Source organism: Nocardia sp. NPDC051570, from assembly GCF_044454005.1.
In the GTDB taxonomy this organism is placed as follows: Bacteria; Actinomycetota; Actinomycetes; order Mycobacteriales; family Mycobacteriaceae; genus Nocardia.
In genome coordinates this window covers 392,324-413,739 of the sequence record NZ_JBITDI010000002.1, presented here as the reverse complement: position 1 = coordinate 413,739, position 21,416 = coordinate 392,324, and the positions used below count along the sequence as shown (strand labels likewise).

At 67.6% G+C, this 21,416-nt stretch carries 20 protein-coding genes; 7 read left to right on the top strand and 13 right to left on the bottom strand.

All coding sequences use genetic code 11. The features are described 5' to 3' along the window. Positions 1–32: 32 nt before the first annotated feature. From ACIA76_RS05565 to ACIA76_RS05555, 3 genes are all read right to left on the bottom strand, one after another. A complete protein-coding gene (locus ACIA76_RS05565) occupies positions 33–1,511 on the bottom strand; it encodes a cytochrome P450 (protein ID WP_397148808.1) in 1,479 nt (492 codons plus the stop codon). 429 nt (positions 1,512–1,940) lie between these two features. After that, complete coding sequence (locus ACIA76_RS05560) at positions 1,941–2,219, bottom strand: hypothetical protein (protein ID WP_397148806.1); 279 nt, start codon at positions 2,217–2,219, stop codon at positions 1,941–1,943. Between the two features lie 237 nt (positions 2,220–2,456). Further along, positions 2,457–2,918, bottom strand: a complete 462-nt coding sequence (locus tag ACIA76_RS05555) for a hypothetical protein (protein ID WP_397148804.1) — start codon at positions 2,916–2,918, stop codon at positions 2,457–2,459. Between the two features lie 119 nt (positions 2,919–3,037). Between ACIA76_RS05555 and ACIA76_RS05550 the strand changes: the two genes are divergently transcribed. The 3 genes from ACIA76_RS05550 (at position 3,038) to ACIA76_RS05540 (ending at position 6,418) form a co-directional block, all read left to right on the top strand. Continuing rightward, positions 3,038–3,988, top strand: a complete 951-nt coding sequence (locus ACIA76_RS05550; protein WP_397149418.1) for a winged helix-turn-helix transcriptional regulator — start codon at positions 3,038–3,040, stop codon at positions 3,986–3,988. A gap of 45 nt (positions 3,989–4,033) precedes the next feature. Continuing rightward, positions 4,034–5,503, top strand: a complete 1,470-nt coding sequence (locus ACIA76_RS05545; protein WP_397148801.1) for a carotenoid oxygenase family protein — start codon at positions 4,034–4,036, stop codon at positions 5,501–5,503. Between the two features lie 97 nt (positions 5,504–5,600). Continuing rightward, positions 5,601–6,418 (top strand): IS5 family transposase gene (locus ACIA76_RS05540; protein WP_397148799.1). Its coding sequence is split into 2 segments (ribosomal slippage): positions 5,601–5,898 and positions 5,898–6,418, totalling 819 coding nucleotides; the frame shifts between segments, so codons are not numbered across the junction. Positions 6,419–6,433: 15 nt separating this feature from the next. On the opposite strand, the gene ACIA76_RS05535 is transcribed toward ACIA76_RS05540, so the two are convergent. After that, complete coding sequence (locus ACIA76_RS05535) at positions 6,434–7,450, bottom strand: hypothetical protein (RefSeq protein WP_397148796.1); 1,017 nt, start codon at positions 7,448–7,450, stop codon at positions 6,434–6,436. 38 nt (positions 7,451–7,488) lie between these two features. Then, positions 7,489–8,274, bottom strand: coding sequence for a hypothetical protein (locus tag ACIA76_RS05530; RefSeq protein ID WP_397148794.1), 786 nt, complete (start codon positions 8,272–8,274; stop codon positions 7,489–7,491). 380 nt (positions 8,275–8,654) lie between these two features. Between ACIA76_RS05530 and ACIA76_RS05525 the strand changes: the two genes are divergently transcribed. Then, positions 8,655–9,908 (top strand): alpha/beta hydrolase family protein, encoded by a 1,254-nt coding sequence (locus tag ACIA76_RS05525; RefSeq protein WP_397148792.1) that lies wholly within the window; start codon positions 8,655–8,657, stop codon positions 9,906–9,908. A gap of 48 nt (positions 9,909–9,956) precedes the next feature. Then, a complete protein-coding gene (locus ACIA76_RS05520; protein WP_397148789.1) occupies positions 9,957–10,448 on the top strand; it encodes a hypothetical protein in 492 nt (163 codons plus the stop codon). A 21-nt stretch (positions 10,449–10,469) separates the two neighbouring features. On the opposite strand, the gene ACIA76_RS05515 is transcribed toward ACIA76_RS05520, so the two are convergent. The 7 genes from ACIA76_RS05515 to ACIA76_RS05485 all read right to left on the bottom strand — a co-directional run bounded on the left by ACIA76_RS05515 (position 10,470) and on the right by ACIA76_RS05485 (position 16,370). Next, positions 10,470–10,898: a hypothetical protein gene (locus ACIA76_RS05515; RefSeq protein ID WP_397148787.1), complete on the bottom strand. Its 429-nt coding sequence runs from the start codon at positions 10,896–10,898 to the stop codon at positions 10,470–10,472. A gap of 210 nt (positions 10,899–11,108) precedes the next feature. Continuing rightward, positions 11,109–12,347 (bottom strand): cytochrome P450, encoded by a 1,239-nt coding sequence (locus ACIA76_RS05510; RefSeq protein ID WP_397148785.1) that lies wholly within the window; start codon positions 12,345–12,347, stop codon positions 11,109–11,111. Then, the gene (locus ACIA76_RS05505; RefSeq protein WP_397148782.1) at positions 12,344–13,609 is read right to left on the bottom strand and encodes a cytochrome P450; all 1,266 of its coding nucleotides are present in this window, start codon (positions 13,607–13,609) and stop codon (positions 12,344–12,346) included. The genes ACIA76_RS05510 and ACIA76_RS05505 overlap by 4 nt, the downstream gene beginning before the upstream one ends. Beyond that, the gene (locus ACIA76_RS05500) at positions 13,606–14,190 is read right to left on the bottom strand and encodes a GTP-binding protein (RefSeq protein WP_397149416.1); all 585 of its coding nucleotides are present in this window, start codon (positions 14,188–14,190) and stop codon (positions 13,606–13,608) included. Before ACIA76_RS05500 ends, ACIA76_RS05505 begins: the two co-directional genes overlap by 4 nt. A gap of 28 nt (positions 14,191–14,218) precedes the next feature. Continuing rightward, positions 14,219–14,590 carry a DUF742 domain-containing protein gene (locus ACIA76_RS05495; protein WP_397148780.1) on the bottom strand — a complete coding sequence of 124 codons (372 nt, stop codon included), beginning with the start codon at positions 14,588–14,590 and terminating at the stop codon, positions 14,219–14,221. Beyond that, a complete protein-coding gene (locus tag ACIA76_RS05490) occupies positions 14,587–15,003 on the bottom strand; it encodes a roadblock/LC7 domain-containing protein (RefSeq protein WP_397148778.1) in 417 nt (138 codons plus the stop codon). The genes ACIA76_RS05495 and ACIA76_RS05490 overlap by 4 nt, the downstream gene beginning before the upstream one ends. After that, positions 15,000–16,370 (bottom strand): sensor histidine kinase, encoded by a 1,371-nt coding sequence (locus tag ACIA76_RS05485; protein ID WP_397148776.1) that lies wholly within the window; start codon positions 16,368–16,370, stop codon positions 15,000–15,002. Before ACIA76_RS05485 ends, ACIA76_RS05490 begins: the two co-directional genes overlap by 4 nt. 596 nt (positions 16,371–16,966) lie before the next feature. Between ACIA76_RS05485 and ACIA76_RS05480 the strand changes: the two genes are divergently transcribed. Next, the gene (locus tag ACIA76_RS05480; RefSeq protein WP_397148774.1) at positions 16,967–17,626 is read left to right on the top strand and encodes a hypothetical protein; all 660 of its coding nucleotides are present in this window, start codon (positions 16,967–16,969) and stop codon (positions 17,624–17,626) included. A 244-nt stretch (positions 17,627–17,870) separates the two neighbouring features. On the opposite strand, the gene ACIA76_RS05475 is transcribed toward ACIA76_RS05480, so the two are convergent. Then, positions 17,871–18,428 (bottom strand): HAD family acid phosphatase, encoded by a 558-nt coding sequence (locus tag ACIA76_RS05475; protein WP_397148771.1) that lies wholly within the window; start codon positions 18,426–18,428, stop codon positions 17,871–17,873. A 169-nt stretch (positions 18,429–18,597) separates the two neighbouring features. Here ACIA76_RS05475 and ACIA76_RS05470 point away from each other — a divergent pair, with 169 nt between their 5' ends. Beyond that, positions 18,598–20,988, top strand: coding sequence for a beta-glucosidase H (locus tag ACIA76_RS05470; RefSeq protein ID WP_397148769.1), 2,391 nt, complete (start codon positions 18,598–18,600; stop codon positions 20,986–20,988). Positions 20,989–21,416 lie beyond the last annotated feature (428 nt).

Below are 21,416 nucleotides of genomic sequence, written 5' to 3'. Positions count from 1 at the left end.
CAAGTCCCACGAGCCCGATGGCTACGGTGTGATTACACGGAGACTGGACGAACCTCGAGCGGAAGCCTTCTCAGCCCGGGGATCGGACCCATGGCTCGCGGGAGCTTCTTGGTTGTGACCGGCTGGAACTCCCACTTCGACAGCAGGCTGTGGAGAGTCGTCTGCAGTGCCACCCAGGCAAAATTGCTACCGATACACATCTGATTGCCCATGCTGAACGGAACGAAGCTTCTGCATTTCGCCCCAGAGTTCGAGGGCGGCCACCGATCGGGGTCGAAAGTGTTCGGCTCGGCGAAAACATCCGGGTTGCGGTGAATAGCTGCAATGCTGTATCCGATATCGGTCCCAGCGGGAAATGTGAAACCGTCGAGTTCGACCGTGGTGACACTGCGTCTGGTCTGCAGTAGTGGCGAATGGATCCGCGTGACCTCGTTCAGGAACCGGTTCAGGTAGTCGAGCTTGTCGAGGCTTCGGGGATTGAGATCTCCTGCGGCGGAGATCTCGTGCTTCAGTTTCGAAGCCACCTCCGGACGCTGGGACAACTCGTAGAGAGCCCAGGTCAGCGTGGCGGTCAAGGCATCGAGCCCGCCGAAGAGAATGGTCACGGCCTGCTCTGCCAGGAACTCGTCACTACGGTGTTCCTCACTCGACGATTCCAGCAGGATGCCGATCAGGTCGCTCCGGCGGTCACCGCTGACCCGGCGCGCGACGAGCAGGTCCCGGCAGTAGTCTCGCAGTTTCGTTCCAGCCGACAGGAATTTGCGATTCACCGGCAATGGCAGGCTTGCCAGCATCTTGGGCAGCACACTGCCCACTATGGCGCCTCCACCTATGTCCTCGATCAGACCCGAGATGAGTTGCAGCTCCTCGGTATCGGGTTCGTGCGAGAACATGGACGCAAGCAGGTCGACGATCACCACCTCCGACAGTGCGGAACGGACCTCGACAATCTGGCCTGGCCGCCACGAACTCGCCAACGCATCCGCATTATGCTTGATGATGGGCGCGTAGCCGTCCAACTCTGTCCGATGGAACGCTGGTTGCAACAGCCGACGAAGATCCCTGTGTCGCTGACCATCCGCGACGATCAGCGATTCTCCGAATATGAGACGGATGCGTTCGAAGAGGAGCCCTCGCTCGTAGGCATCGGAGTTCTCTACCAACACCCTGTGGAGTAGTTCGAAATCCGTAATGACATAGACAACGCGATTGCCGATATCGACGCGTGCTACTTTCCCGACGCTGACCAGATCCACCATGAACTGGACTGGATCACGCCACAATCTCCAACCGTGGCCGAGAACCGGCAAACGTCCGGGCCCGCACGGAACGTCACGAACATCCACTGCAAGTTGCCTTCTTTCGGCAGGCTCGAGGCCAGAGACTTCGGCCGATCGGATCACAACCCCGACAGCAGCGATCCACTCCTTCCATGATGCCCGTCGGTGAGGTCGCTCAACAACCCGTCCACGCCGTCGGCTGTGGTGGGGTCGGCTCGTGCCGAAAAGCATGTTCTTCACCGCCCCGTCGAGCGGCAGGACGCCGGCCGATGACGCTGGACGCCCCGGCTACGAGAAGCGGTCCTTCCGACTAGGTCAGTCATAGCCAACTCCTGGATCGGCGTGTCGGGCAACGATCTCCTCGCAACTCTCGACAGACCTGCCTCGGTCCCAGACTTCTCCGATCGTCCACACAGGACTCCTGCAGGAGTGGGTGACAACCGAGCTGGATCACTGAGGGCCTGTTGTCCGTCAACACGTCACAATAGCCGGGATCTCGAACCGACCACGCCTTTTCTGCCGAAACGCCAACGACCCGAGCGTCATTCACAGCAGAGGCCACCTTTTCCTGGGCACTGGCCTAATACTGCGGCGACGCTCAGGTGAGTGAGTGGCCGCGGCGCCGTGATTCGCCACCCGAACTACTTACCCAAGGCTGCTTTACGAGGCACCGCCGTCGGCGGGCCCGAGTTCCGCGTCCAGCCGAGCGGGCCAGTCCTCGTGGGCGAGACCGGCGGCAACCAGCAGATCGCGCCAGTCGGTCTCGGCGAGGTCTACCGCGCTGCGAAACTTGGTCAGACTGCCATTGGCGAGCATGATGATGCCGGCCTTGACCCGCTCCGATGTGAAGTAGTCCTCGTCATAGCCCGCGTCCTCGACCATGCGATCCAGCGCGACAAGGATTTCCCGAGTCGAGCCGGGCTCGGGAAAGTCCCGCATGATACGTCGTTCCAAGCGTGAGGTCTGTGGCATGCGTTTCCTCGGGCGATCGAACGGCACCGGTGGAGTCGCGTATCCTCTGCCCGGCGGACGAAACCCTTTCCGCGCTACAAGATTCGGATATCAGGCGGGTGGCCCTCGGGCATGACCGCCGAGCGGGGCGGTAATCCCTTGCGCGGCGATGTCTTCGCCGCGGGGTGCTTCAAAGGCGTTGGCGCCGGTGGGAATTCGCGGATCTCAGCGAGGGGACATCCGGGCGGCCCTCCGCTCCCGGGGCGCGAGTACGACCAGCAGCGCGACGATCGTGGCGCCGCCGAACAGATACAGGCCCCAGACGCCGGTGAGCAGCTGGCGGTAGTCGGTGCGCAGCTGATGATCGAACCGCTCGTCCAACCGCCAGGCCAGCACCGCCAGCGCGGCGATGGCGGCCAGGACGGCGAGCCGGCCGAGGATGCGCGAGCCGAACAGCGCGGCCAGCAGCACGACCGCGGCGATGCCCAGCAGGACCACCGCGAGGGAGGTCTGCAACGAGATCGATTGGGCTGAGATCTGATCGAGCGATCGACCCGTCGCGAAACCGTCGCGCAGATCGTCGAGTCGTACGTCTCGGGCCTCGAGCGAGCCGATCAGCGGCCCGAACGCGCCGACGGCCATGACGATGGCGCAGGCGAACAGCACCAGGTGTACGGAAGTGCGCATATACCCACCGTATTCGTATTGCGCACTCCGCGCGATGCCACAGTTTCGTGAGGGCTCCGGCCGGTGAAATCTGGGCAATCATCCGGCTGGGCGGCGCATTGACTACAGTTGATGTAGTGATGTTCGACGGGATTCCCGCGCGGCCCGAGCCCGCGGTCGATCCGGTGGCGGCGACCTTCGATCTGCTCGGCGATCGCCTGACGCTGACCATCCTGCGCCTGGCCTTCACTCATCGCGCGCGCCGGTTCACGCAGTGGAGCGAGCTGACCGGCGCGCCCCCGGCCGTGCTGAGCGCGCGCCTGACCGCCCTGGTGGACGCCGGAGTCCTCACGCGCGCAACGGGATCCGCGCGGGAGTACCGGCTCACCGCATTGGGCCTGGACACCTGGGAGATTCTGGTGTGTGTCTGGTCCTGGCAGCGGGAATGGACCCGCGAGGGCGCGGTGCTGCCCGAAATGGTCCACCTCGACTGCGGCCACCGCGGCCCGCCGGTGCCGATGTGCCGCGCCTGCGGGTGCGCCGTGACCGCCCGCGACACCGGCGTCGAGCTGGCGTCCGACGCGCTGTGGCGGCTCACCTCCGGGCGGCGGCGCTCGGCGCGATCGATCGAGCCGGGTCCGGGTGATGCGCGATTCGACGAGATCATGGAGGCAATCGGCGACCGCTGGAGTGCGGTGGTCACCGGGCTGGCGCTGGCGGGGGTGCGCCGATTCGGGGAATTCGGTGCGGTGCTGAACATTTCGCCGACCACCCTCACCGAACGGCTGGCGCGGCTGTGCGCGGCGGGCATCCTGCGCCGGCCCGGCGACGGCGCGGGCGCGGCGCGGGAGTATCGGCTCACCCCGCGCGGGCGCGCGTTGTTCGGCGTATTCGTCTTCCTGCTGGCCTGGGCCCAGCGGGCGCATCCGGATGGGCCGGATTCCGGTCCGCGCATCCACCACCGGGCGTGTGGGCAGCCGCTGGTCCCCGCGCTGCGCTGCCGCGGCTGCGGGATGTGCTTGGCGCGCACCGATATTCGGTTCGAACCGGTACCGGCGGCGACGCGACCGTCCCTTGACAGCGTCGGATGAGGCGCGTACCACTTCATTAAATGTAGTTGTCGGGGAGGCGCGGTCATGACGCTGAAGGAAGAACTCATCGCACCGGCGGCCGAGGCGCTGACCAATCCGTATCTGGAGGGTCCGTACGCGCCGCAGTCCGAGGAGATCACCGCCACCGACCTTCCGGTGCTCGCGGGTGAGCTGCCCGCCGATCTCGACGGGGTCTACGTGCGCAACGGGCCCAATCCGCAGTTCGCGCCGCTGGGCCGCTACCACTGGTTCGACGGCGACGGCATGTTGCATGCGGTGCATTTCGAGAACGGCCGGGCCACCTATCGCAATCGCTTTGTGCGAACTCGCGAATTCGAGGCCGAGCGCGCCGCGGGCACCGCGCTGTGGCGCGGGGTGATCGAGCCGTGGGATGCCAATCCGCCCGGCGATCGCCGGGAACGCGACTCCGCCAACACCGATGTGATCTTCCATCATGGCAATCTGCTGGCCCTGTGGTACCGGGCGGGCAGGCCGTACGCGCTGGATCCGATCAGCCTCGAGACGCGCGGGGTCGATACGTTCGGCGGCACGCTGCCCGGTGAGGTGTCCGCACATGCGAAGGTCGACGAGCGCACCGAGGAATTCGTATTCTTCGACTACGGCATCCACGCGCCGTATCTGCGCTACGGGGTCGCCGATCCGTCCGGCGCGGTCACCCATTACACCGGGCTCGAGCTGCCCGGCCCGCGCCTGCCGCACGATATGGCGATCACCGAGAACTACTCGATCCTCATGGATCTGCCGCTGTACAACGATCCGCGGGCCGCGGCGGCGGGCCGGTTCAAGCTGTTCTTCGATCGCGAATTGCCCAGTCGCTTCGCCGTGTTGCCGCGTCGCGGCGACGGTGCGCGGGCGCGCTGGTTCGAGGCGAAGCCGGGCTACATCTATCACACCGTCAACGCGTGGGAGGACGGCGAGGAGATCGTCCTGATCGCCTGCCGGGTCGCGCGACCCAGTCCGGCCTCGGATCGCACTCATCCACTGGCACAGCTGCTGAGCTATCTGCGGCCCGAGGCGACGCTGTATCGGTACCGGTTCAACCTGCGCACCGGCGCGACCGCCGAGGAGCAGCTCGACGATGTGAACACCGAATTCCCGGCGATCGACCAGAGCCGCACGGGCACGCGCGGGCGCTGGGCGTATCAGATGCGGCTGTCGGTGGATCGGACCATGCTCTTCGACGCGCTCGTGAAATACGACGTACTCACCGGCGCCAAGCACACCCAGCCCTTCGGCGAGGGCATCTACGGCAGCGAGCTGACCGTGGTCCCGCGGCCGGGCGCGACCGCCGAGGACGATGCGTGGCTGACCATGTTCGCCTACAACGGCCATACCGATCTGGCGGAGGTCTGGATCTACGACGCCGCCGATCCGAGCGCCGGTCCGGTATGCCGCCTGGGCGTACCGACCCGGATTCCCCTGGGATTCCATGCGACCTGGGTCAGCGGCGAGCGGATGCGCGCGGCCGCAGCGCCTTTCGTGGTGGAGGCCTAGGCAGTGTCCTGTAAGTCGTTGTGCTGGTGTGTGTTAGTTGTATGTGGTGGTTGGCCGGGGTGAGTTGACGGATCGTGCATGGGCTCGGATCGAGCCCATGTTGCCGGTGTCGGGCCGGGGCCGACGCTGGCGTGATCACCGTCAGGTGATCAACGCGATTCTGTGGAAGCTCCGGACCGGCGCTCCGTGGCGTGACCTGCCAGAACGCTATGGGCCATGGAAGACCGCGCATGAACGGTTGCGACTGTGGACCGCTGACGGCACCTGGCAGCGGCTGCTGGACGAGGTGATCGTCAAGGACGACTCGGTCGGTGAGGTCGAGTGGATCCTCAGCGTGGATTCCAGCGTGGTCCGGGCCCACCAGCATGCGGCTGGTGCCCGGAAAAAGGGGGCGCCACAACGAGATTCGGCGATGCCATCGCCGTCGAGGGAGAAGCACTCGGACGATCCCGAGGTGGGCTGAGCACCAAGATCCACCTCGCTGTCGATGGACGCGGGTTGCCGATGCGAGTCCTGCTCACCCCTGGTCAGGCCGGGGACAACCCGCAGATTCTGGCGCTTCTCGATGGGATCAGTGTTTCCCGCGTCGGGCCGGGACGTTCCCGTGTCCGTCCCGACGCGGTGCTCGCGGACAGGGCATATTCCCATCCCTCGACCCGGCTGGCATTACGCGACCGCCGAGTCCGGTTCGTCAGTCCCGAACGGCGCGATCAAATCGAAGGACGCAAGGCCAAAGGATCGCGCGGCGGCCGACCACCGGCGTTCGACGCCGAGGCATACAAGCAGCGCAACGTGGTCGAGCGATGCTTCAACCGGCTCAAACAATTCCGCGATCTGGCCACCCGCTACGCCAAACGAGCCGCCTACTACCAGGCCGAACTCACCATCGCCGCGATCGTCCTATGGCTGCGATGACTTGCAGGACACCGCCTAGCGCGGCCGCCGCTTCTTGGCATTGCCGTTGCCGCTGGTACTGCTCGTCGTCACACCCGTCGTCCCGAGGATGACCACGACGATGAGCACGGTCACGAACTCCATCGTGTCCCAGATCGGCGGGCTTGTGGCCAGTTCGATGTCGGCGGCCACGGGCGAGGTCGGCATCAGGGGTGGCGGCACCGGTACGGGCGGCCCCGGCGGGGCGAGGGCCGGTGCGGCGGGTGCGCCGACGGGCGCGGCGACCGGGCCCAGTGGGAGAGGGGGGACGATGAGCGGGAATTCGGGCACAGGCGGAACGGTCGGGAAGGCCAGCAGACAGGTGAGCGCGCCGCCTCCGGCCAAGGCGCTGCCGAGGGTCGTGCTGCCCAGGATCAGAGCCGGGAGCGCGCCCGCCGCCGCGGATCCGCCCGAACCGGCCAGCGGGAAGCTTCCCGATCCCAGCACGATCGCCCCACCCAGCGCGCCTATGTAGAGCGCGGGGATCAGCAGCACACTGCCCAACGCCGAGCCTGCCAGTAGCGCCGAACCGCCCAGTGCGGCACTGCCCGCGCATCCGGCGAGCATGCTGCCGGTGTCCGGGCCGACCAGCACCGGCGTGGCGGCGCCGGATGTGGTTGCCGCCGTGGGTATTTCGGCGTGACCATCCGCCGCCGGATCGGTCGGCCGGGTGGCCTTCGGTGTGAGCGACAGCGGCATGTCGATGCCCGCGCTGCCGGTCGGCGGGGCCGGTCCGATGGCGCTGCCGGTCGCGAGTGGTGGTGGCGGCTTGGGTGCGTCGTTCGGTTCGGCGGGGCGGTCCTCGGGCTGTTGCGGCGGATTCGGGTCGCGGGCGGATTCGGCCGGTGCGGTGTCGTCGCGGCTGGCGTATGGGTCGGAATTCGTTGGGGTGGAGGGGGGCTCGGTGTGGGGTCCCCAGGTCGCCAGGGCGGGTTCGGCGGGTGCGGGACCGTCGGCAGGGTCCGCGAGAACGGGTGCGGCACACAGGGTCATCGGCACCAGGGCCAGGGCCAAGGCGAAAGTCCTTGCGGGGCAAGCTCGATGCCGGAGCGTCATTCGCCGAAGTAGTTCGGGGAGGTGCCGATGCGTTTGAAGTCGGCCTGGGCGTTTTCGAAGGCGTCCTTGGGTACCTCGATCGAGCCGGTGTACGGGCGTTCGAGGTCGTGGATGGCCAGGAGCGCGACCCCGATGACGACGCCGAGCAGCGCGGTCATCGCGAGGCTGCGCCGGGTCAGCCGGATGCCGTTGAGGACCGGATTCAGCGTGACCATTCCCGCACCGAAAAACAGTGCTACATACAGGAATTCGGGAATCGTGCGCTCCATATCGATGGCGCGTTCCTGCCGCGCGGACGCCGTCTTATCGATGCCGGACAGCGCCCTGGACCGGGCCTCGGTGACGGCCGAATCGGGGGAGTGGATCGCCACCACGGTCCGGCGCAGCGTCTCGAAGGTCGCCGCGGTATCGGGGCTCATGCGGTTCTCGCGCTCCATCATCGGCCACTCGTCGTCGAGCACGCCGGAGGTGTAGTCGCGCACCAGCTGCTGGATCCGCTGGCGCTGCTGCGGCGGGAACGACTCGGCGGCCCGGTACGTTTCGACCAGGCCCTTCGCCTCGGCGATGGTGTGGTCGTGGGCGGAGTTGTGCTGCTGCCAGCCCAGGACGAAGACGAAGGCGACCAGGGCCGTGAAGTACGTCTTCACCAGATCGAGCGCCAGCGTGCTGGCCACCTCGTCGCCGGCGTGCCGCCACGCCTTCGGCCGGATCCGATCCCCGACCACGAAGGCGACCATCGCAATGGTCGCGGCGATGATCGCGACGAGCAATACCTGAGCCATCTCGCAACACCTTCCCGGTCGGAGTAGGTGCACCGCTGTTCGCAGGAGAGCTGGATCGGTCGAGGCAGGCTCGACACCAGCGCTGAGGCGAATGGTCTACTGCCGAAGACTAGTCGCCCAGTGGTGCTGAAAAGATCACTTCGTTACCTAAGTGTGATGCCCTGATTGCCCTGTTGCTACTTTCTAGCAAATGTTGCGGGGGAATGGGTGGAGGCCGGGGCCGAACTTCGCGTGGTGTCGGGCCGGGGACCCGCCGGGATACCGACCGTCCGTTGTGCCGAAATGCCCTGTGGCAGCGCATGTTACGGCGATACGCTGAATCCGGCAGCGATGCTTCTCCAGGTCGCCGCCTGGTCTCGCTGCCCCGGAAGGGATAGGTCATGGACCATAAGCCGGTATTCGATGGACCGTCCGCACCCGAGGGTGACGCCTTCTACGCACCGCTGCCCGAACTTCCACACGGAACGTTCGGAGATCCGATCTTCCTTCGGCCCCTGGACAATCCGGAGGCCGTACTCACCCACGGCCAGAACTGGCTGGTGCTGTACCGATCCGAGGCCGCCGACGGGGAGCCCATCGCGGTCTCCGGGATCATCGCTCTGCCCAACGATCCGCCTCGTGACGGGCAGGGCTATCCGATCGTGACGTTCGCGCACGGCACGGTCGGTGTCTGTCCGACCTGCGGCCCGTCGCGCGACTACGTGGGCTCGAGCGCTCATCCGATGAACAAGTATCCGCAGCGGTTGCTCAACGGTTTCCTCGATCAGGGCTGGGCGGTCGCGATGACCGATTACGAGGGCCTCGGCGTGGAGGGTCGCCGCCATCCCTATCTGCTCGGGAAGTCCGAGGCGCACGGCGTACTCGATATCGTCGAGACCACCCGCAGGCTGTTCGGCGAGTACGTCGGCGAGCAGTACGCCATCATGGGGCACTCCCAGGGCGGGCAGGCCGCGCTGTTCGCCGCCCATCACGGCGGCCGGGTCCCGGGTCTGGTCGGGGTCGCCGCGATGGCTCCGGCGAATCATCCCTACGGCATCGTCCGCGCCGGATCGCTGCTGCCCGCCACCGACGGCGGATTCGCATTCACGCCCCTGTTCCTGTCCGGCGCGGTCGTCGGCGATACGACCATCGATGTGGACAAGGTGCTCTCGGATACGGCGCTGCTCGTATGGCCGGATGTGCTGACCAGATGCCGTGCGGGACTGAGTGATTCCGATTCCTGGGGTGGCCTGCTGGGCATCCAGCAGTTCCGCAGCACCCTGCTGAATCCGTATCCGGCCAAGCCGAATGCCGAGCAGACGAAGTTCGAGGATCAACTGCGGCTGATGAATCCGGACCTGCCGATCTCGGTGCCGATCCGTATCTCGCAATCCGCCGACGATCAGCGCGTCAAGACCGAGACCACCGAGGTCCAGTTGCCCGGCTTCACGATCAGCGTGCGCGGCGTGGACGCCCTCGCCGAGGAGGAACTGCCGGTGACCAATCCGGACAACCCGCCGCTGTATGTGCGCTACGAGCGCGGCGAGGTGATGGTGCCGAATCCGGATCCGGACAACCTCGGCGCGCATTTCGCCATGCTCGATTACGATCGCAACGCTGTGACCACTTGGCTGGCCGAACGTTTCGCCGGATGAGTGCGAATGCCGGGGCGCGCGAAGGTGTCCCGGCATACACTCGGCCCGATGAGTCGGTATCGGATTGCCGCGCTGCCGGTATGGGTGGCGACGGCGATGCTGTCGGTCGGCTGCGCCGCCCACACCATCTCGGGCGGGGGCGCTAGCACCACCTCGCCGACCGCGCGTCCGGATGACACCACGCCGGTGGTGGCGATATGGGCCGTCCCACAGGCCTTTCTCGGTGAATGGACGGGCACGGCGAGCGATGGGCGGGGCGCCTTCGATATCGTGCTGCGAATCAACTCGGGTAAGAACGCCGAGGAGATGGGCGCCTCGACGGTGACCGATCGCGCCACGGGCCTGCGCTGTGATCGCGTCGAAAGACTGCTCAGCGCAAGCGAATCCGATCTGACGCTGGCGGCGCGATCGCTCGGCGGGATCGCCTGTGCGGGCTTGGCCACTGTCTCCGCGCTCCAGCTGAATCCCGACCGCTCACTGACCTATGCGAGCACGGGCGGTTCGGGGCCGAGTATCACCGCGATCCTGCGCCGGAGCTGAATACCGCTGCGGCGCACGGCATCACTCGAATCTCTCCAGTGCCGCCCGCAGGCGGCTCAGCACCTCGCGATCGACCGGCGCCCAGCGCGGCGGCGGCTCGGTTCGTGTCTGGGCAAACTCGTCGAGAATTCCCTGCAATTCATACCGGGCCATCGCCAGATTGCCCGTATCGCCCTCGAACAGCACATGGACGAACAGCCGCTCGTCGAAGTCGCCCGTCACCACATGCAACAGGTGGAATCCGTGGGTGCCACCGATGATGATCTCGATCACGCCGTCGCCGGGGCGGCCGGTCGACAGTGCGGGACAGGCCAATACGGCCCGGACCACGTCGATCGTGGTCGACGTATCCTCGCGCCGATCGGCGATCGCATGCCTGCCCGCATCCGCGACCGACCGTCCGCTCGTACCGTCCACCAGTGTCACACTGCGCGCGCCCGGAATGTCCATGATGCGCATCATGCAGTCATCAATACCGATCACTTCGCCGTTCCCCGTGAGTGTTTCAGGGTTCCAGACGCTACACACCATTGATGGCTGATGTTCGGCAAACTCCGGAGAATACCTTCGGGTATTCAATACTCGGTGGAAATCAATGACTTTCGGTATCTCATACCGTCGGGCATTCAATTCCGTTCGGTAATCCTCGATTTCGGTCCGTCAGGCCGGGGTGAGCCGAATCGGGAAGGCCGCCAGGTCGTTCTGGGTGAGCACCGGCAGGTTGCGGATCTGCTCGACCGGGACGGCGAGGTTCAGCTCGGGGAAGCGGTCGAACAGCGCGGGCAGCGCGATGGCCGCCTCGAGCCGGGACAGCGCCGCGCCGGGGCAGATGTGCGGGCCGTAGCCGAAGGACATATGCCGGTTGGCGGTCGGGCGGGTGAGGTCGTAGTCGTCGGCGTCGGGGCCGTGCGGGATCGGGTCGCGGCCGATGGTCCGATACGACATGACAACGCCCGCACCCTTTTCGATCACCAGATCGCCGATCGCGATGTCCTCGGTGGCGAAGCGCATGAGCAGATGGATGACCGGTCCGTCCCAGCGCAGGGACTCCTCGATGGCCTGACGCCAGTCGTAGTCGCCGTCGCGCAGACGGGCGAACTGGCCGGGATGGGTGAGCAGGGCACGGACGGTGGTGAGCAGGAGCGAGACGGTGGTCTCGTGGCCCGCGGCGACGAGCGCCTTGAGGTTGCCGACGACCTCTTCCTCGGTGAGCCGGTCGCCGCCCTCGTCGGCGAGGATGAACGCGGAGGTGAGATCGTCGTCGGGCTGCGCGGTCTTCTTGCGGACCAGTTCGGTGAAGTACTCGTGCTGTTCGGCGATCACGCGCAGTCGCTCGTCCTGCGGGGTGAGCAGGGAGAAGAACGCCTTGTAGGACTCGAGCAGCCAGGGGTGGTCCGCGCGCGGGACGCCCATGAGCTCGCTGATCACTCGCATCGGCAGCGGATAGGCGAACACCGCCTTCAGATCCACCACCGCGCCGTCGCGTCCGGCGACGGCGAGATCGTCGAGCAGTTCGGTGGTGAGGCGTTCGATCGCCGGGCGCAGGGCGTCGAGGCGGCGCGGCGAGAGGGCCTGGGTGGTCTTGATGCGGAGCCGGCGGTGTTCGGCGCCGTCGACGGTGAACATCGAGCGGCCCGCGTCGATCATGCCGATCAGCGGCCACTGCCGGGTCACCGCGCCGGACTGCCACAGCGACCAGACCCCGATATCCTTGACCAGCCGCTGATCCACCAGCAGCTGCCGGGCCAAGGCGTGAGTGGTGATGGTCCACGCGGGCGCGCCCATCAGATCGATGCGGGCCAGCGGGCCCGCCTCGCGCAGTGCCGTCGTCTCGCCGTGCAGATCACCGATCATCGGGTCGATCACGAGGGTTTCGGCATGGGGACAGGATGTACTCACGGGGCACCTCCGACGGCGCGAACTGGGGTGAAACAGACAGGGAGGGAGGTCATTCCGCGCAGGAACGCCGAGGGCCGCCGAACCAGGTTCTGCGCGGGCACGGCCAGATCGATATCGGGCAGCCGATCCAGCAGCACCTCGATGCCGGTGCGCGCGATGATCTCGGCGATCTGCTGCGCCGGGAACGGGCAGCGGTATTCGCCGTAGCTGAACGCGAAGTGGGCGTTGTTACCGCTGTGCGCGGGCTCCACACCGTCGGCGAGATGTTGGCGCACATGCGGATCCGCGTTGGCCGCGGCGAGACCGAGCAGCAGCAGATCGCCCGCGCGCACGATGCTGTCGCCCAGGCGGGTGTCGCGCGCGGCCCAGCGCCCGGCCAGGATCTGGGTGGGGGTGTCCTCCCACAACACCTCGTTCATCGCCTGCCCGATGCTGTGCCGGCCGCCGCCGAGCGCCGCGGCGAACCGATCGTCGGTCAGCATGAGCCGCACCGAGTTTCCGATCCAGTCCGCGGTCGGCAGATGGCCGGCGGCGGTGATCGCCATCAGGTCGAGCACATACTCCTGATCGGTGAACGGCATCGGGCACGTCAGCATGCGCGAGACCAGATCCGCACCGGGACGGGCCTTCTTGGCCGCGAGCAGCCGCCGCATATGGTCGGCGAAGCGCAGATGCGCGGCCTGCGCGTCGGGCCCGCCGTCGGTGAACGTCTTCATGGTCCACGCCAGATCCGGACCGTCCTCGTCCGGGAAGCCGAGGATGCGCGCGAGCGCCAGCACCGGCAGCGGTTCGGCGAAGTCGGTCACCAGCTCGGCCTGGCCGCGGCCGCAGAATCCGTCGATCAGCCGATCGGCCAATGCCTCACAGGCACTGCGCAATTCGAACGGATCGACCGCCTCCAGCGCGGGCTCCACCATTGATACGTGGCGGCGATGTTCGGCCCCGGCGGTGAAGTAGATCGAGGGCATGGGCTGACCGACCATGGGCAGCAGCGGCCAATCCGGCGGGATGTTGGGCCACTGGTTCCACAGGCTCACATCGCGCGGGAACAGCTCCGGATCGCTGGTGACCTGATGGAGTTCGCGATAGCCGACGACCAGCCACGCGGGCACGCCGCCGGGTAGTTCGACCGCAACCACCGGGCCGTGCTCGCGGCGCATCTCGCGATACAGCTGCTGCGGATCGGTGTGGAAACGCGGGCCGCTCAACGGGACTATCGCAGGGTGTCCGGGTCGACCGGGGGTGGCGTACGGCATGGTCATGACGCGATCTCCGGGGTCGGCGGGGTAAGGCTGTGGAGGTGTTCGACGAGGGTGATCAGGACTCGTTTGCACGAGGCGCGCGAGCGGGCGTCGCAATCCAGCAGTGGCACATGGGGATCGAGATCCAACGCGTCGCGGACCAGATCGGGGTGGTGCGGCTGATCGCCGAAGACATCGCCGAAGACGTTGCACGCCACCACGAACGGCGTGCGCTGATGTTCGAGCCGATCGATGGCGTACCAGCAGTCGGCGATGCGGCGCGGGTCCACCAGCACGATCGCGCCGAGCGCACCGCCGAACAGTCGATCCCACAGGAACCAGAAGCGTTCCTGGCCGGGCGCGCCGAACAGATACAGCACATGTTCGGCGTCGATGCTGAGGCGGCCGAAGTCGAAGGCGACCGTCGTCGTCGACTTACCGGGCGCGCCGGTCGGATCGTCCACGCCCACACCGATATCGGTCATGGTGGCCTCGGTGTCCAGCGGGCGGATCTCGCTGACCGCGCGGACCATGGTGGTCTTGCCGACGCCGAATCCGCCGACGATGACGATCTTGAAACCGGTGCGGGTGGAGCTGGGCAGCGGCGCGTCGGCCCGCGCCGGCCGCGAATCAAAGCTGGCGGAGACCAACGAGCACCTTCTCGAGCGTTGCGGAGTCGGGCAGTGAATTCCACGGTGCCCCGGGAATATTCGAGGTCAGCTGCGGATGTCGCACGGTGATCTTGCCCGCGTGCAACAGATCCGAGAGCAGCACCATCGCGATGCCCACGGGAACCCGTAGTTCGGCGGCGATTTCGACGACCGCGGTCGGCGCCCGGCAGATCGACAGGATCGCCCGATGCTCGGACTGCATACCGGGCGTCGGCACGGATTCGCTCACCACGAGGGTGACCAGATCGAAGGCGTCGCTGTCGGGCCTGGCGCGTCCCCCGGTCAGCGTATAGAGCCGATCGGGATCCTCATCGCGGCCGAGTCTCGTCACGACAGACTCGCTCCCGGCGATCTCGGTGCGGCCGAGAGATGATCGCCGAGCTGTTCGACCATTTCGCGCATCTGGTGGCCGATCAGGCCGGCGTCGGCGTCCTCGGCGGCCACGACCGCGATATGCGCGCCCATGCCGGCCTCGACGATGAACAGAATGCCGCCGTAGAACTCGGTCATGGATTGGCGCACGCCGCTGCGGCCGTCGCCGAATTCGACGGAGGCGCCGTGCGAGAGGCTCTGGATGCCCGCGGCGATCGCGGCGAGCTGATCGGCCTTGTCGACGGTGAGTTCGGGGGTGTGGCAGATCTTGAGGCCGTCACTGGACAGCAACACAGCGTGGCGGGCGCGCGGGCTGCGCGAGAGCAGTTGTTCCAGCAGCCAACCCAGCTGCGACGTCGCGGGCAGTGTCATAGATCCTTCTCCACGGCAACGGATTCGGACGGTGCGGTGCGCCCGGAGACCGCACGCTGAAAGGCGGCCAGCGCGGACGGCTGCGCGGGTTCGGCGGGCGGGGGTGTGCTCGGCGGCGGTGCGGACAGGCCGTCGGGGTGGACGGCGGCGAGCGTGCTGCCGCGGCGGCGCTTGGGCAGGACGACCTCGACCGGTGCGGGCGGCGGCGCGGGGGCCTCGGCCGGTAGCGGTGCGGCGGGCAGGGTGAAGGTGGCGATCGAGCCCGGGGAGCGGTCCAGTCGGACGATCAGTTCGCGCGGAACGACCACGACCACCGCGGTGCCACCGATCGCGGACGGCCGATACGACACGGTCAGTGCGTGTTTGCGGGCGAGATGCCCCACCACCGCCAGGCCCAGCCGGGTCCCGGTGAGCGAGGACAGATCCAGGGCGGTGGTGCCGTGCCGGCCATTGGCGGCGACGCCCGCGACGGTCCGCTCGGCGCGGCGCAGTGCCGATTCGCTCATCACCAAGCCGCTGTCCTCGATGGTCACCACCACGCCCGCGGGCACCTCGGCGGCGTAGACGTGCACCTCGGTGGTGGGCGGGGCGAAGTTGCAGGCATTGTCGAGCAGTTCGGCCAGCGCATGCATGACGCCCTCGGCCCCGTGACCGGCGATGGCGATCTCGGCGATCGCGCGCAACCGCACCCGCTGATAGCCGGCGACCCGGCCCATCGCGCCGCGCAGGATCGATTCCATCGCAATGGGTTTGGCCCAGCGGCGGCCGGAGCGGGCGCCGCTGAGCGCCGCGATGCTGTCGGCGAGCCGACCGGCCTGCGCGGTGCGATGGTCCAGGTGCAGCAGATCGGCCAGCACCGTGGGATCGGCGTGGCGGTGTTCCATCTCGCGCAGTTCGGCGAGCATGCTCGTGGTCATCGCCTGCATGCGGCCCGCGGCGTTGGCGAAGGCGGCCATGGCCGCCGCGCGACGGCCGTCGCTGTGTTTGGCCTCGCGGGCCTGGGCGGCCGCGGCGTCGCGGGCGGCGATGAGGGCCCGGGCGGTCTCGGCGGCGCGGGCCGCGGCGAGCTGTTCGATCCGGTCCAGCGCGCGGCGGGAGTCGACGGCGATCTGCCGATAACCCACGGCCGCGGTGATCGCCGCGCACAGCAACAGCGCCGCGGCGCCGCCGCCGAGCGCGAGGGGGAGGCGAACGGTCTGCGGGGTGAACCAGACGGCGACCGCGACGGCGGCCGCCGACGCCACGGCGCAGGCGGCGAATGTCAGTGCGGGAGCGCGGAATCGGCTGGCGGCGGTGCGTGCGGAGTCGGCGTGGGGTCGAGGCGGTACGGCCGCGGCTTCCCCCGGGCGATCCTGGGGCGGGTTCACCGTTCGAGGCACCTTTCGCGCGCACGCATTCCACCCGCGGATCCGCGGTTCCCCCGAGTGTCACCCTGTACGCACGAGTCGGTTGAAAAACGCAGACCACCAGGCGATTTCGAATTTCGGGCACGAGCATAGCCGGACCGACGGTGGGCCGCCACCCGAAGGGAGAGCCGCTAAACGTATGGCGGATAGCGGGATTCGAGAGGTTTCGAGGATGACATGTCGTGGGATGGCGGCCGTCTGCGTGGCAGCGATTCCGGGCGTGTTTGCCGGAATGATGCGCGGGAAGCGCGGAGGCATGGCGAGTTCGACCGAGGGGCCGGATTCGGGGACGGGTCCGCATCGGCGGCCATGCTCCGGCCGATATGCGTGGTCGTCTCGGGAATCTCTTATGCCACTCGCGACGCAAAACCTACCGGGAGTCCTGGAATTGCCGGGGAATTCGACGGGCGATAACAACTCGAACTCCTGAAACACGTCTTCGACTTGGGCATTTGCCCGGCATATGAGCCGTCGATATGCAATGTTGTTATCGCCCAACCTGATACCGAATCGGCGAGCCCGAGGCGGACGGATCGGAAAGGGGGTGCGGCGAGGCCATGACGTCGGAGACGGAATTCAATGGGCCGCGTCGTGCTGGCCGGCTGCGCACCACCTCGGTGGTGAATCCGGTGTGGCCCGGCATGATTCCCCCGCCGCGGCCGCGGCGCCGCCACGCCCTACCGCGTCGACGGCGCGGCCGCCGGATGATGATCAGCTCGTTCGCCATGATCGGCACCGCCGCGGTCGCCGGTGGTTTCGTACTGGCCCGGATCGAGGCCAGGGTGCAGCAGACCGTGCCACAGGCGCTGGCCGGCCCGGCCGACGCGGTCCTGGGCGGCGGTCCCGGCTGCGCACCCCTGCGCACCCCACAACTGGTGCGTGGCAACGGCATCGGCTCCACGGACACGGGCCCCGACGCCATCCTCGCCTTCCAGCACGCCTACTACATCGCCCGCTCCGGGGCGCTGGCCCGCACGGTCACCACCCCCGACGCCTGGGTATCCCCATCCCAGACGATCGATCTCGGCATCGCCACGATCCCCGCGGGCACCCACTACTGCGTAGAGATCAACCCCCTGCCCGACACCCGCTATGACGTCGCGGTCACCGAATCCCGCCCCGGTAACACCATTCGCATCTACCACCAGGTAGTCACCGTCGCCTCCCACGACGGCGCGACCCTGATCACCCGAATAGACGCCCCCCACCCGAACTGACCCCGCCGCTCGCTGACGCTCGCGGCGGGGACATGGGGACGTGCCCGTTCGTGTTGGGGGACGTGCCCGTTCGTGTTGGGGGACGTGCCCGTTCGTGTTGGGGGACGTGCCCGTTCGTGTTGGGGGACGTGCCCGCTCATGTTGCGGGATGTGTCCGCTCATGTTCGGGGATGTACCCACTCATGTTGGGGGACAGGGAACTTGCCCGCCCGACGGGTATTCGGGCCGTCGGGCGGGCGAGGGGTCAGGAGAGGCGGCCGTTGTAATCGGGGAGTTTGAAGGGCTTTTCGTAGTTGCCGCCCTCGAGGTCGGTGGAGCGGTTGCCTATGTTGGCGGTGATGGTGTAGCCGGCGTCGGTGTATTCCTGGCGGCAGCGTTGTTTGGTGTCGGCCTTGCCGGAGTCGTCGGGGGAGCGGACGCACATGCCGTCGACGGGGTAGCCGGCGTCGGCGACGGAGTCCTGGGCGGATTCGGCGTCGCGGCGGTAGGAGGCGAACAGGACGCTGTAGCCGTTGGCCTTGGCGTAGCGGGCGGCGTCGAGGACCGCGGGGGTGGCCTCACCGGGGGCGTAGTGGGTCTGCAGGGCCGTGTTGTCGATGTCGAGGACGATGGCGAGGTTGTTGCCGCCCTTGGCCTTTCGGTCGTGCAGGTAGGGCTTGGCGTCGCGCATCGCCTGATCGACGTCGGCGAGCCATTGCTGTTTGGTGGGTAGCGGATCGTCGGCCAGCGCATTGTGTGCGGGCAGAACGAGTCCGGCCATGGCGATCACTGCGACAAGGGTGGAGCGCGTGGTCGTATGCATCGCTCGAACCTTTCGTGGTCATGGAAACGAGCGTCGAATCGATGTGAAACGCCGAGCGTCCACATGATGACACTCGGGCCGTACTCGCCCGCCGGGCGATCGATCGGTACCGTCGACGGTAGCCTACCGAGTGGTTGGTCGGCAGTGGAGAGTGGCGAAGGGAGAGTGTGTGAACGAGCGCATCGAACAGGTGCTGGCGATGCTGGATCTGCCCGGTAAGCTGCGGCTCATCTCGGGGGCCGGCATGTTCCGGATGGCCGGGGATCCGGCGATCGGGCTGGCGGAGATGCCGATCTCGGACGGTCCGACGGGCGTGCGCGGCGAGGACTGGGACGAGCGGGATCCGTCGGTGAGCCTGCCCTCGGGGACCGCCCTGGCGGCGACCTGGGATCGGGATCTGCTGGGCGAGATCGGCGGCTTGATCGCGGCCGAGGCCCGCCGCAAGGGGGTCTACGCGGTACTGGGACCGACGATCAATCTCCATCGATCGCCGTTGGGCGGCAGGCATTTCGAGTGCTACTCCGAGGATCCGGTGCTGACCGGCGAGATGGCCGCCGCCTATGTGCGCGGCGTGCAGGAACACGGCGTGAGCGCATGCCCGAAACACTACGTGGCCAACGATTCCGAGACCGATCGTTTCACCGTGGATGTGCGCGTGGGCGACCGCACCCTGCACGAGCTGTACCTGTCCCCGTTCGAGCGCAGCGTCGAGGCCGGGGCCTGGATGATGATGGCGGCCTACAACTCCGTCGCCGGGACGACCATGACCGAGAACCCCCTACTGGCCGAACCATTGAAGGGCAGTTGGGGTTTCGACGGTGTGGTCGTCTCCGACTGGACCGCCGTGCGCAGCACCGAGGGCGCGGCCCACGGCACCGATCTGTGCATGCCCGGACCGCCGATGCTGTGGGGTGCGCCGCTCGAGCAGGCCGTGCGCGCGGGAGTCGTCCCGGAATCGGCCATCGACGACAAGGTCCGGCGGATCCTGCGGTTCGCGGTCCGGGTCGGCGCGCTGGACGGATCTCCGCGTCCCACACCGGCTTTCACCGATGCGCAGGCCGATGAACTGGTGCGCCGGGCGGCCGCCGACGCCATGGTGCTGGTCCGCAACGAGGGTGTGCTGCCGCTGCGCCCGGGTGCCTCGATCGCGCTGCTGGGCCCGGGCGCGGCCGAGCCGCGCGTGATGGGCGGCGGCAGTGCCACGGTCATCCCGGCGCATATCGTCACCCCGTTGGAGGGCCTGAAAGCCGTTGCACAGGTGGTGCATACGCCGGGCGTGCGGGTCGCCGACGGCCTCGTACCGGCCCCGCTGGAACTGCTCACCGATCCCGAAACCGGTACGCCCGGCGTGAGTCTGCGCTATCTGGACGGCGATACCGTCATCGATACCCAGCATCGCCTCGCGGGCAGTCTGGTGCTGTTAGGCGACGCGTCGGCCGCGCGCGCGTCGGCTATCGAACTGAGGGCCCGGCTGCGCGCCGATGCGGACGGGCAGTGGCGGATCGGCGCGGCCGCGGTCGGCCACGTCCGACTCGAGGTGGACGGCGAGACGGTCCTCGACGAAACCATCGCCCCGGCGGGTTCGGATCCGCTGTCGGCGCTGATGGATCCGCCGCAGCGATCGGTGCCGTGCGTCCTGAGCGCGGGCCGGGAGGTGGATGTGCGGATCACCCTGGAAACGCCCGAGGCCATTGCGGGCCTGGGCGTGTTGCTCGGTGTCACCCTCGCCATCGAGCGTCCGCAGCGCGACGAGGACGACGAATTCGCCGCCGCGGTCGAGGCCGCCCGCACCGCCGAGGTGGCGGTCGTGGTCGTCGGCACGACCGAACTGATCGAGAGCGAGGGCGTCGACCGCGCCTCGCTGCGCCTGCCGGGCCGTCAGGACGACCTGATCGCTGCGGTGGCGGCGGTCAATCCACGCACCGTCGTGGTGGTGAATTCCGGTGCGCCCGTGGAGATGCCGTGGCGCGATGAGGTGGCCGCGGTATTGCTGTCCTGGTTCCCGGGTCAGGAGTTCGGCGCGGCGCTGGCCGATGTGCTGACCGGCGCGCGCGAGCCGGGCGGCCGGCTGCCCACCACCTGGCCGACCGCCATGGACGAGGTGCCGGTGCTGAATACGACCCCCGACGCCGACGGCGCGCTGCGCTACGAGGAGGGCCTGCACATCGGCTACCGGGCCTGGCTGCGCGCCGGTATCGAGCCCGCCTATCCGTTCGGTCACGGACTGGGCTACACCAGCTGGGAATTCAGCGATCTCGCGGTGCGCGACGACACCGTCGCGGTCACCGTGCGCAATACCGGCGACCGATCCGGTAAGCAGGTCGTCCAGGTGTATCTGTCGCGCCCCGAGAGCACGATCGATCGCCCGATTCGCTGGCTGGCGGCCTTCGAAAGCCGCACACTGGAACCCGGTGTGTCCCGGCGCGTCGAGATCGCCCTTCCCCGGCGGGCATTCGAGCATTGGACCGCCGACGGCTGGGCGACCGAGACCGGATCCTTCACGGTGCACGTCGGCGCCTCGGTCGCCGAGCTCCCGCTGTCGGCCGAGATCATCCGCTGAGGCGTTATTACTGAGAATGCGCTGTCAATACTGAGAGCGGCCTGTCAATCGTCCTCGAACTCCCCAAGAGTATGGCAAAGGAGATTGTGAGACCCCCTGCGCGGCTGTACGTTTCGGCATAGGTAGTCTGCACCGAAAGGGTCGTCATGATTCTGACTCTCCTCCCCGCCGCATTGGGAACCGGTCGTGCCGCTCTCGCGGGAGTCGCGGGCCTGGCAGGCATGTTCGCGGGGAACGTGTAACTGCCCCATTGACGCGTTGCCGGCGCACCAGGGCCGTGCCGGCAGCGTCCCGTAAGGGTGAACGCCCGGTCGGATCGTTTATACGATCCGGCCGGGCGTTCGAACATTCCGGAGGTGCGCGGCCGCATTTGCCGCCGATTCGCCTACGCTCCCGACAACAAGATCGGCAGGAACTCTAGCGTGCTG